The 13,148-nt window shown below is 42.6% G+C and carries 6 protein-coding genes; 1 reads left to right on the forward strand and 5 read right to left on the reverse strand.

Going from position 1 to position 13,148, the window contains the following annotated elements:
• Positions 1 to 4 precede the first annotated feature (4 nt).
• Entirely contained in the window at positions 5 to 2,200 is a 2,196-nt protein-coding gene (locus tag B3394_RS16865; RefSeq protein ID WP_286927594.1) for a PepSY domain-containing protein, read from the forward strand.
• Positions 2,201 to 2,267: 67 nt separating this feature from the next.
• Here B3394_RS16865 and B3394_RS16870 read toward each other — a convergent pair whose 3' ends face one another.
• The 5 genes from B3394_RS16870 to B3394_RS16890 form a co-directional block, all read right to left on the reverse strand.
• Positions 2,268 to 3,512, reverse strand: a complete 1,245-nt coding sequence (locus B3394_RS16870; protein WP_286927595.1) for a pyridoxal phosphate-dependent decarboxylase family protein — start codon at positions 3,510 to 3,512, stop codon at positions 2,268 to 2,270.
• 402 nt (positions 3,513 to 3,914) lie between these two features.
• A complete protein-coding gene (locus B3394_RS16875; RefSeq protein WP_286927596.1) occupies positions 3,915 to 4,733 on the reverse strand; it encodes a hypothetical protein in 819 nt (272 codons plus the stop codon).
• Positions 4,734 to 5,397: 664 nt separating this feature from the next.
• Complete coding sequence (locus tag B3394_RS16880) at positions 5,398 to 5,616, reverse strand: hypothetical protein (protein ID WP_177733822.1); 219 nt, start codon at positions 5,614 to 5,616, stop codon at positions 5,398 to 5,400.
• A gap of 18 nt (positions 5,617 to 5,634) precedes the next feature.
• Positions 5,635 to 8,517, reverse strand: coding sequence for a beta strand repeat-containing protein (locus tag B3394_RS16885; protein ID WP_286927597.1), 2,883 nt, complete (start codon positions 8,515 to 8,517; stop codon positions 5,635 to 5,637).
• Between the two features lie 216 nt (positions 8,518 to 8,733).
• Positions 8,734 to 13,140 carry a lamin tail domain-containing protein gene (locus B3394_RS16890; protein ID WP_286927598.1) on the reverse strand — a complete coding sequence of 1,469 codons (4,407 nt, stop codon included), beginning with the start codon at positions 13,138 to 13,140 and terminating at the stop codon, positions 8,734 to 8,736.
• Positions 13,141 to 13,148: the final 8 nt, after the last annotated feature.

Genomic DNA, 13,148 nt, shown 5'->3' on the forward strand with positions numbered 1-13,148 from the left:
AAATATGACCATTTCAATCTGGAGATACAGCCACTTAACCCTGGCTGTATCTTCTTTTCTCTTTATACTACTGGCTTCCGTTACCGGAATCATACTGGCATTCGAGCCGGTTTCCCAAAAAATACAGCCTTATCGCGCTACGGATTTCAACCAGATCACGGTTGCCGAAATGTTACCCGCTTTAAAAAAATCCCATTCAGAGATAACCGATGTAACGGTGGATGCGAATCAGTTTGTCATTGCCAAAGTGATAGACGATAACGGTAAAAATGCCGAAATATACGTTGACCCGAAAACCGGAAAGGCCATTGGAAAAGTAGCCGAAAAAAATGCTTTTTTCCAATGGGTAACGACTTTACACCGCTCCCTTTTTCTGCATGAAACCGGAAGAATTATTATTGGTATAACCGCCTTTTTGCTGCTGCTGATCGCTACTTCGGGTACCGTACTGGTTATACAGCGCCAGCGTGGGCTTAAACGGTTCTTTACCAAAATTATCAGAGAAGATTTTGCACAGTATTACCACGTGGTGCTGGGGCGTTTGTCCCTGATCCCGATACTGATTATTACGCTTACAGGAACCTATTTGTCGCTGGTTCGCTTTGAACTGTTTCCGGAGCAAAAGATCAGTCATGAGATTGATTTTGATGCGATAAAAACGGAACCGGAGCAAAAGCTTGCTGATTTTTCCATTTTTAAAAATACCCTGCTTTCGGAAGTGGAGCACATTGAGTTTCCTTTTTCGGAAGATACGGAGGATTATTATACGCTGAAACTAAAAGACCGCGAAGTTGTGGTCAACCAGATTACCGGCGATATACTGAGTGAGATTCCGTATTCCCGGACAACCGTACTGACCAATCTGAGCCTTACGCTGCATACCGGGCGTGCCAGTGGCATCTGGGCAGTGGTATTGGCAATCGCAGCGGCAAACATTCTTTTCTTTATTTATTCCGGGTTTGTCATTACGTTAAAACGCCGTGGCAATCGCGTGAAAAACAAATACAAAAAAGAAGAAAGTGAATACATCCTGTTGGTCGGATCAGAAAACGGAAGTACATTCCGTTTTGCAAATGCGATACACCAGCAGCTGCTTAAAAACGGAAAGAAATCCCATATAACGGAACTGAACAATTATACGGTTTTCCCAAAAGCGGAACACCTGATTGTGATTACCGCAACTTACGGCTTGGGGAATGCACCTACAAATGCTTCCCGGTTTATAAAATTGCTGGAAAGCAAACCACAGCAGCAGCCGGTACAGTTTTCGGTAGTTGGTTTCGGTTCGCATGCCTATCCGGATTTTTGCCAGTTTGCCTTTGAAGCAAACAATGCCCTGTCTTTACAAAAATGGGCAGCACCGTTCCTGGAAATACATACGGTTAACGATAAATCGCCGGAGGAATTCCGCCAATGGGCGACACTCTGGGCACAGAAATTGGCTATGCCTTTTGAATGGTCACCGGAGCAGTTCCAGACAAAACCAAAGCGTACCGAGAAACTTACGGTTATTGACAAAACAGCGGTTACCCATACAGACGGTGCCTTTTTTATCCGATTGCGTTTTCAGCGCAAAGTAAAATTCACCTCGGGTGATTTACTGGCTATTTATCCGGCAAACGATCACCGCGAAAGACAATACTCTATCGGGAAAGTAAATAACGAAGTGCAATTGAGCGTAAAGCTGCATCAAAACGGTTTGGGTTCCGGTTATTTATACCAGTTAGAACCCGGAGCGACTTTTAATGCGAGTATTGTACGCAACGAACATTTTCATTTTCCCCGTAAAGCCAATACCGTTATTATGATCTCCAACGGAACGGGTATTGCACCGTTTTTAGGCATGATCGATGAGAATACCAATAATACCGATTGTCATTTATACTGCGGTTTCCGTGGGGAAACGTCCTTTGCCTTATACCGATCGGGAATTGAAAAAAATATAGCGGAGCAGCAGTTGCAGCAACTGCACATAGCCTATTCCCGTGAAGGGGAGAAGCAGTATGTAAAAGACCTGCTGGCCCGCGATGCAGAATTTGTAGCCACAACTTTAAAGAACGGCGGTGTTATCATGCTTTGCGGTTCGCTGTCGATGCAGCAGAATATCCTTGAATTGCTGGAAAATATCTGTCAGCAATACCACAATAAAAGCGTTAGCTATTACCAGTCCCACAACCAGTTACTGATGGACTGTTATTAATATAAAAAAAGCCCGTAAGCATTATGTTTACGGGTTTTTTTAGTATTGGACTATCGTTTAAAGCAGTTTAAAGGAAAGTGGCATATTCTTTTTGCAGGCAGACTACCAGTTCGCTTAGCTGTTCGATAGTAACATGATCCATTACAACTACCTTATACCATTTGTTTGAGGCATCGTGTTTTTGCGGAACAAGACTAAAACGGGTGGCAACTGTTTCCGGCAGATAAGCGGCCTGTATGGTCACGATATTCATAAATGGTTCCCGGAAATACGGTATGCCCAGTGTATCCAGTTCTTTACACAGCCAGGCGGTACGCATTTGTAAGATACTCACTTTTTCATGCCAGCCATGGGCACCATAGGTGAATAAAATCATCCATACGGCTATGGCATTGGAACCGGAACGGCTTCCGCAAAGGGTTAAGTCCATACCTTCCACATATTCTGCTTCTCTGGTGAGTACCTGACCGATAAGGCCTTTACGGCAGATAAAAATACCTGTTCCGTATGGCGCCTGCAGCATTTTATGGGCGTCAATAGTGATGGAACTAACTTTCGGATGGCTAAAGTCGAGTGTGCTGGCCGGATTGCTAAACGGGTATACAAAACCACCGTAAGCCCCGTCAATATGAAGTCTGAATGGAACCCTGTGGCGTTCTAAAACGGAGATATAAGTTTCCGGATTGTCCACAGAACCAAACATGGTTGTTCCCATATTCACGACAACTATAAAATATTTTTTTCCGTTATTTTTAGCGATATCGATCAGGTCGTCCAATGCAGCGGTATCGACCGTACGGTTTTCAAAACCAACCGGTACTTTTAACCAGTCGATTAGCAGTAAGTTAGACCCTTTTGGGATGGAGTAATGGGTGTCTTCGGAAGCCAGTATGGCAATTTCATGTGCCTGAGCACCGAGTTCCTGCATAAAATAGTTGCGGTAAATCCACATTGCCTGAATATTGGCTTCGGTGCCGCCGGGAGCGATATAACCGTCAAAACTGTCCGGAGCCGCTTTAAAGATATCTACCGCGATAACATTCAGCACTTCCCGTTCCATTTCCTGAGTGCCTTTAAATGCTTTTTCGGAAGTTCCGTAGGTATGGCAGCCAATGTGATTCGGATTGGCAACAAACGCCTGTAGCGTAGGAGCATCCTTTAAAAACGGGGCATCATCATAAAATACTTTTCCGTCCAGTTTGGATGCCGGATAGCCCAGGGAGGTATCTGTTGCGAAATTTACATTCTCGGATAGCGCTTTCTGAATTCGCTGCTGGCGCTCTACAGCCGTTAATTTTTTCCAGTAATACATAAACGATCGTCTGTTTTAAATTGGATAACAAAATAACAGACTGTCAATCAGATAAAATATGACAAATGTTAGGTTTTGGGATATATGAGGTGAGAAGTTTGAATTATGAATATCGTAAATTGAACTTTATATTGTGAAGAGGTAAAAGGCAAAAGGCAAAAGGCAAAGAGCAATAGGTAAAAAGCAAGAAGTAAGATATTTGATATATGAGGTACGATGTAGGACTTCCAAACAACTGAATCGTTGAATTTGTGACCTTCGTATATCAAACTTCGTAAATCTAATATTTGATATACGATATATGAAGTACGAAGTATGATTCAGGTCTTCTAATAACTAAATAGTTGAATTCTTGATTTTCATATATCAAATTTCGTAATTCCTAATTCTTCATTCTATCACTTAAATCAAGTGTTTAATAATATTCTGCGCAATGGAATAAGGGAAAAAGTCAGCATTTTTGGGTAGGGCTAATTTTAAGATTTCTTCATTGTCGGCGAATTCTGCCTGTAGTAGTTTGTAATCGTGCCGGGTGAATTTTTTCAGGCGTGATTTTGGAAAAATCAGTCCTTCGTTCAGGCGTTTTTGATAGTCCGGTAGTTTGTTCTCAAAATCAAAAGATGTTTCATCCGGATGTAAAATAAATTTTTGCATAATGTCTGCATACTCCAGGATATTAATATAGCGGCGGTTATCAAATTTACCGGGATAAAAATGATTCAGCCATTTTTTAAATGTCTTTTGGTTTTTAAACATCAGTTCCTCGCGGGTTTCCTTAATTGAAAACATGATTTTGGAAGCGAAGGTATATTTTAGATAAGCTTTTAAAGCTTCTTTGTCCTGGTTGAATTTTTGTAATATGACCTGTTCAAAAATTTTCATGAATGCTACGATCCGGTCAAATTTTTCCTGAGTGATATTACTGCTGATAACCCAGTTTTCAATATCCAGATTTACTAACGAATTAAAACCTGTTACCTGCAGCATCAACTCATTTAGAGCCTGCATCTCTTTAACCGGTAAATCCCTGGCAATTTTTTCATTCAGTTTTTCCTGAAATTCAGCTTCCGAACCGGCCGATGCCTGTAATGCTGAAAATACTTCCTGCGCTTTCTCCAGACTCCCGTAGTGGTGACTGTAAAAGGCTTCAAATAATTCCGTGGCAAGTGCGCCGTCCTGATGCATAAGTACTTGTTCTGCTATTTTAAAAAAGGCTCTCATTTTTTAGTGTTTTTAAGCACATAGCAATGAAACCAGGTTCATTGCTATGCTGCCGGAATTAATTTTCTTCTCTGGAATGCCAATATTCCCAATGGTCCGGATTTAACTGATTCGCATGATTGTCCAGTTCCGCCTGATTTAAATACTTTGTTTTCATAGTATAAGGTTTAAGTTATTAATAAAATCTGATTCAGTGATATCCAAATCGAAGACAATATTAGAAACAACAGCAGAACCAAATCCTAAATTTTGACCGTTACTACTTTTTTTACTAAAATAATCAGGAAATTGAAAGAATAGTCGGTTTTGGTGTAATTGTTTTTGGGGAAATGAAGGGAGGTAAAAGGCAATAGGCAAGAAATAAAAGGCAAGAAGTTAGATATGTGAGGTAGGAAGGATGATATTTGAAGTATAAGGTAGGACTTCCAAACAACTAAATTGTTGAATTCTTGACCTTCGTATATCAAACTTTAATAAATCTAATATTTGATATAAGATATATGAGGTACGATGTAAGTCTTCTAACAACTAAATTGTTGAATTTTAGATTTTCGTAAATCAAACTTCATAAATCTAATATTGGATATATCGTAATACCTAATTCTTTTTTATATAACAAAACCCGACATGACAGCCGGGTTTTGGATTATGATAATCTTAGCAATTATTTTTTAAGCTGTAGCTTTCGGAAATAGTAGAAAGCAAAGGCAATACCCATTAACAGCAGCCAGATCATTTGGGTGTTGATAGGGACTATGGGATCTTCAACCGTACCGCCGTCGTCAAATCCGTTTCCGGGATCTTCGTCGTCCTGAGCAAACAGTACAAAATCGCTTAGCAGCAGTACCGTAAAAAAGTATATTTTTATTAGTTTGGATGTCATGATAAGTAGATTCAAAAATTAATAAATTATTTTCTTGCTAACGGTAGTATTTGCCGCTGTGATCAGCTGTACGATTAATACCTGCTGACTAACGTTAAGATTGCTGATAACGGCTTCCGTGGCATCTACGTTGTTTTGCTCGTAAACCAGTCGGCCGCTGATGTCGAATATTTTAATACCGGACAATACGGTGTTACCGCTATTGATGTGTAAAGCATGATTTTGTTTGTACACCACCACCTGGTTTGCATCAAAATCGGGAGTGCTTAAAACGCTGTTCTCATAAACGATTTCAAAACGGTTTTCAAAAGTTCCGGCTTCGGTTGTAAACACGTAGCTGCCGGACTTCAGATTGTGGATTGTATTTAGGGTTTTATCTTTCAGGTAAATATTCTGATTGCTGAACAGCCCTTCAAAATTGTTTAGCGACAATGTTATGTTTCCGCCATTGACAGCCTTATAGCTTACCGGAACAACATCCTGTACGCTGAATCCGGCTCTTGCCTGAATGGCTAATTTGGTATTGTCCGCTTTCGTATAGATGGCAAGGTCACCATCGTTTAACAGCAATCCGTCCCAGCCGTAATCAAGATTATTGGTTGTAACGTTTGTATAGCCGATAACCGTTTGGCCGAAAGCATTGGCATTGTCCGAAAGGTTTAACGAAAACCGGGAGATTTCCGGCTCAACCGGAGAGGCAGTCGCAGCAGTTTTAAAGAACTGGTTGTTGTTTGCTGCCCGGCGCATCGTATTGTTAAAAACAAGACTGGTAGCTGCCGGTGCTGCTTTGACAAAGAATCCCTGTCCGGTATTGATTGTCCACTGGGCAGTATTGCCGGCAAAAACAGCCAATCCGGTATCTCCGCCCGCTGCGGTATTGGCATTATAAGCCAGTTTTGTTATCGTAGCATAAGTAGTTTCGGCAGGATTGTTCGTTTTTCTCCAGAAGTAAAGCGTACCGTTGTCTAGGTTTCCGGCATTGGCATCGATAAAATCCCAGATGTTAATTGGTGACGGATACGGGTTTCCTACAGCGTTATAACGGTTTCCGCCGGTGCTTAGAGGAAGGGTAACAGCACCGTTGTTTGGTGTTCCGGTAAACAATCCGTTAAAAGTGGTTGTTTGTCCGGCTGGAAGTCCGTCCGGCATGCGGATAAGATAGCCTTTTGCGGCTGTAAACGTAACCGCATTCGGATTACTGCCGAATATTCCGGAAGTACTGGTGTAATTGCTATAGGCATTCTGAGCTGTGTTGTACACATAGAAACGCTCATCCAGCGTATTCGGGGAGAATGCTTTTAATGTCTGCGTTCCGGTAGTAGGAGCAGACCAGATCGTATAATCCAGGTTGTATAATGAAGAACTGTTGCGGTGTATGTTTACGGTACCCTGGTTTACCACATTGTTTTGCTGTATCAGATTACTGTTGTTTTCGAACGTAGCGGTACCGCCGTTAGCCACGTTTAAGGCATCGGTAAGATTCAGGTTGCTACCGCCGGTTACAACCAGTGTGGCTCCGGTATTAACGGTAAGTGCGGCTGCATTGGCTGTCATATTTCCGGAAACAATTGCCGGATTGGCTACCTGGGCAATAACGGCTGCCATTGCTCCGGTAGGAACAACACCGCAGGACCAGTTGGCTGCAGTATTCCAGTCACTATTGGTGGTGCCTGTCCAGGTATTGCTGGACACATTAATTGCACTGCCGTTGTCGTTTGCACTGAATGTCAGGACACTGCTGTTCGATACCTGAAGCATACGAATCTTATAATTACCCGGTGCTAAACCGGCTGGAAAAGAAGCGGTTACAGGACTTAAAGTTCCTGTTCCGATAATGTTAGTTTGTGTATTGGTAAAGATACCATTGGCATCTGAAATTTGTACATGAAAATCAGTATTGTCAAATGTGCCCTGAGTTGTAAAAGCAACGCTTAAAGTATTGGCAATTCCGTTGCAAAAAGGACCGTATGAATGGGTAGTTGTTGTCAGACTTGGCGGCAATACTCCCGTACCGGTTAATGCAACGGTTTTATTTGTCGCTCCGGCAGCACTCAAAGTCACTGTAGCGGGCTGTGATCCGGTTACTGTCGGGCTGAAACGCACATAAACCGTTCCGCCGGCAGCAGCTAAATTAAAGCTTGAAGCAAAGCCGGTTGTACTATTGCTACTCACCTGGTAAGGAGCAGGAACAGCTACGGCTATACTACCGCTGATACCGGTACCGCTTACTGTAAAACTTTTGGAAACGGAATTGGTATTGGTAGTCACATTTCCGAAGGCTAAAGATGTTGGAGAAGGGGTATTGATTACGGCGGAGGATACTGTACCGCTGAAAACAAAATCATTGATACTGGCAGTCCCTGTTCCGCCATTGGCTTTATAATAGTATACACGGAAAGTGATAGCCGAAGCAATATTCTGATAAGCCGCATCGGTTAACGTAATCGTTGATGTATTGGCAGCTGTTCCGATTGTAAAAACTGCCCCGATGGTTGCCGAATAATTGTCCAAGCTGGATTTTACAATCCCCGATACCGGTCCGGTGTTGGAACGCTGTGTTGTAAAGGCAAAACTGCTAAAGTTGATTTTAGCACTGCCCACCGGTGTTAAGGTAAACGAAAAATAATCGTTGGCATCTATACTTGCAGAGGTCGTGAAACCCGTCGCATTATACCGGTCTGCGCCGGCATTGGCACTAATACCGGAACCTCTTCCGATACCGCTTACGGTAATATCAGAATCGTTCACGTCTCCGCTGGTAAACGGATTGGCAGTGGCAGGATTGGTACCGTCAATAGTGTTGGTCCAGATCGATTGCCCTTGCGAAGTACCGATGGTCATCAATACCATAAAGAGCAGAAAGTCACGTAAAAATTTTTGAGGGAAAAATTTCATCATCATTTTTTTAGTTAGTTTTCATTTATATAAGTGTCATTGATTACAAAGGTTGGGTTTAAATAACAAGTTGTCAAAGGATTAAGGTTGTATTACTGTAAGCTAACTGTTATAACTTTCCTAACTAAAGGTTAACTGTTTAAACTTTATGTAAAGAGAAAAAAGCAAAAAAAATGCCTCTTCCGGAGAAGAGGCATTGTAAATAAAGGGGTAAAGAAAGGATTAGTATACCATTTTTTTCGTCACTGTTTCATTAGCAGCTGTAATGATTTTAACGATGATTACCTGGTTAGAGCTGTTCAGGTTTGCGATTATTACTTCCTGTGAGTTGAATTTGTCGGAAGCATATAAAACTTTTCCGGACATATCATATACTACAACCGACTGAATAGCATCATTAGATGACGTCAGGTTTAAAACACCATTTTGGTTGAAAGCATTCACCTTGTTAACCAATTCGTTATTAACAGCTGTTTTAGCGCTGAAAGCAGCAGTAGTTACCGCAATAGTATTCGAGTTGTCGCTGGTATTACCGGCAACGGCTCTTACTCTGTAGTAATAGTTGGTATTGGCTGTTAATCCGGTAACGTTAAGGTTTGTACCGTTAACGGTTACGTTTTCGTATCCCGGAACAAAAGAAGCCGTTAATCCGGAGTAGGTATGTGAACCTAAATTGCTCACATCATTTGTGTCCAATACGATCCATTCTGTAGCCAAAGTTGGGAAACCGGCTGTAGGATTTACGGTAACACCACCTGTTACTGACGCTTTTCTAACCAATGTTTTGTCAACGGTAGTAATTCCGGTTGCCGTCCAGGCAGTACCCGGATTTTCACCGATTCTTCCGATGATGTCTACGTTTGAAGCAGTCGATATTTTGTATAAAGCAACGGCATCATTACCGTTAAAGTTAACAGAAGCCACAACTGTAGCTGTTCCGGTATAAATAGTAGCCGCAGCATTTTTCAATACGATAGTAGCACCATTGGCTAAAGTACCGGATAACTGTACATCATTTGCAGAACCGGCAGCCGAAGTACTTCCGTTAGAATACAAACGTACTCTGTAGTCTGATAAATCAACAGCAGCACCGGTACCATTATAGATTTCCACATATTTGTTAGTACCTGTTCCTTCCACATATTCTGAGAAGAATAAATCTGAAGCAGGAGCAGCCGTTCCGAATGTAGGCGACTGGCTTACATCCACACGATAATCCACAGCTCCTTCCGAAGCATCCCAGTTTGCTGTAAAGCTCACGTTGGTAATAGCTGTAGCGGCAGTTGCAACCGGAGCAATAACCGGATCGGTTGTGAACGTTAAAGCAGCACCGTAGCTGATACCACCGTTGTTAACACTGTATGCTCTGGTATAGTAAAGTGTTTCTCCGATTAAACCGGGAATAGAAAGCACATACGTTCCGGCACCTGTTCCGGCATCGGTAACTTTTGTAACACCGATTCCGTCAATTTCCGGATCAGCGGTAAGGCTGTAAACAATTCCTCTTTCGGTTACTGTAGAACAACCCTGTACGGTAACTTCCGCAGTAACTTTAGCCGTTGAAGCGCTTAATACTTCGGCAGCAGTAGTGTTAACCGTTGCAACAGTGCTCACGCCGTTTCCGGAAGCTAAAGTAAATGTTTCGGTACCACCACCAATGATGGTTACATCACCGTTATAAGTAAGGGCGTCTGTAGGCTCAAAACGTACAAAAACATCCTGTGTAAAAGTACCACCTGCCTGAGTAAGGCTAACAGAAGCGGTAAAAGGACCGGTAGCCGAGGTAGCATAGGTAAAACCATCTGTAGGACCTACAACGATAGCATCGGTAGTAAGATTGATACCGGATATGGTAATCGTGTTTACGCTGCTTAAAGCATTGGCACACACATCGCCGAAAAGCGCTAATTCAGTAACCGTAAGTGTTGGTTGTGTATTAACAATAGTCGCTACTTCGATAGTGTTCGAGTTGTCGCTGGTGTTCCCGGCAACGGCTCTGACTCTGTAATAGTAAGTCGTAACCGGTACAAGACCTGTAACGTCTAAAGAAGTACTGTTAACGGTTACATTTTCATAACCGGCAACAAAAGAAGGTGTTAACCCGGCGAAAGTATGCGAACCTAAATCGCTCACATCGTTAGTGTTTAATACAGTCCATTCTGTTTCCAATGTAGGGAAACCGGCAGCTGGATTTACCGCAACACCGCTGGCAACAGCCGGTTTACGTACTAATGTCTTGTCAACTGTAGAACTGGCAGCAGTTGTCCAGGCAGTACCCGGATTTTCACCGATTCTTCCGATGATATCCACGTTTGAAGCAGCCGATATTTTATATAAAGCAACGGCATCATTACCGTTAAAGTTAACAGAAGCCACTACAGTAGCTGTTCCGGTATAAATAGTAGCCGCAGCATTTTTCAATACGATAGTAGCACCATTGGCTAAAGTACCGGATAACTGTACATCATTTGCAGAACCGGAAGCCGATGTGCTACCGTTAGAATATAAACGTACTTTGTAATCGGATAGATTAACAGCAGCACCTGTACCATTGTAAATTTCAACATATTTATTGGAAGCAGTACCTTCTACATATTCTGAGAAAAATAGATCGGTAGCGGCTGATGAGGTTCCGAATGTAGGCGACTGGCTCACATCCACACGGTAATCCACAGCACCTTCAGAAGCATCCCAGTTAGCAGTAAAGCTATTGTGTGTAATTGCTGTAGCAGCAGTAGCTACAGGAGCCATAACAGGAAGTGTTGTAAACGTTAAAACAGTACCATAGCTCACGCCGGCAGCTGTAATACTATATGCTTTAGTATAATAAAGTGTTCCTCCGATTAAACCGGATAAAGTAGTTGTATAATTACCAATTCCTGTTCCGGCATTGCTTACTTTAACAACATTTGTTCCTCCGATTACCGGATTGGCAGTAGTACTGTAAACAATTCCTCTTTCGGTTACGGCAGCACATCCTTCGGCGCTAACTTCCGCAGTAACTTTTGCCGTCGATGGTGTTAAAGCACCGGCTTCAACAGTAGTAACCGATGATAAGGTATTGATCCCTGTTCCGGAAGCGGCAACAGTAAGGGCTGAAGCACCACCACCAATTACAGTAATGTTTCCGTTATAGGCAATGGCAGCAGTTGGTTCAAAACGAACGTATACGGTAGCGTTAAAAGTACCTCCGGCCTGGGAAAGTGATAAAGACGGTGTAAAGGTTCCGGTAGCCGTTTCAGAAAAAGTATAACCTGCCAAAGGACCTACTACAACAGCATCCGTAGTAAGGTTGATTCCGCTCACAGAAAATGATTGTACATCAGAGGACTGAAGCACACAAACGGATCCGAACGGACGTAGTGTACCAACAGCCAACGTTGGTAATGTATTCACTAATGTTGTTCCGGAAACAGCATCGCTAAAAGCTGTTTCTACAGCCGGAGTAGCCGCGTTTCTCGCTTTAGTGATAAATGTATATGCGGTATTGTCTGTAAGACCGGTTACGGTTACAGTTCCCCACTGTGCAGCTGTCTGCCATACAGCGTTTACGCCTAAAGTACCGTTTGCCTGTACATAACTTCCGGAAGCCTCACGGATAGCATAGGTAGTAGCAGCAGGATTGCTGTTTTGTGTAGTGGCAGTAATCGTAATATCTAAAGTAGTGATAGCAGGATTGCCAACAGTCAGTAATCCCGGTACATTTGCTAATGTATAAAAACTGGAATTGTTTCCGTTTGTTGTTGTAGCAGCAGTTCCGACAGCTCTGAAGTTGTATAAAGTATTTGGTGCTAACGAATTTACCACAGCACTAACAGCCGTAACAGAAGTTCCGCTTACTGTAGCCGGTGTTGCCGCAATACTGTTTCCGTAGGCAGTAGTAGCACCCCAGTTGAATAGGGCAGAAACAGTCTGGTTGTTTGCATTGATTGTTCCGTTTAAAGTAGCCGATGAAGCCGTAATAGCATTAGCTGCTACAGTAGTTACCATAGGCGCATCTGCTCCCCAGGAAAGCACAACGTTATCCAATGCGATACCGTCACGACTGCCGGTTCCGCTGATTTCGTCGTAGCTCCAACGGATCCATACGTTACCGCTGGTATTGTCAATAGCGGAAAGGTTAATATTCGTATAAGCAGTAGTTGTACCTTCTGCAAGGTTTCCTGAAGCATAAGCACCACCGCTAACAGCTGTAAAACCGCTGGTTGCAGAGGTCGTACTGATTTCAAGATTGAAAGAATTACTTCTTGCCTGTTCTCTTATTTTGATAACGTCATACGAAATCTTTAAACCCGTTTTACCGGCTGTATTGGTTAATCGCAATACTATGGAACCCGGTGAAAAAGCACTACCGGATCCTAAGATCCCGATTTTTGAAGCATAATTATAATTGGCACCCGATGTAGAAGCAGCATTACCCACAATCATCGCATTGTCCACAGCAGTACCGTTATAGGAAGACCATCCTGTAGGATAAGCCGTTCCGGAAGCACCCGGTGTGGTGTTGAAATTTTCCGAATAAGGGGAAGTGCCCGGTAACGTAACCTGACCCCACATCGCTGAGCCGACCAGTAAAGTCGTCAAAAGCAGACATGCATTACTGAATGTCCTGTGTAATTGTTTTTTCATAATTAAAA

This window comes from Flavobacterium sp. UBA4197, from assembly GCF_002379575.1.
Taxonomy (GTDB): Bacteria; Bacteroidota; Bacteroidia; order Flavobacteriales; family Flavobacteriaceae; genus Flavobacterium; species Flavobacterium inviolabile.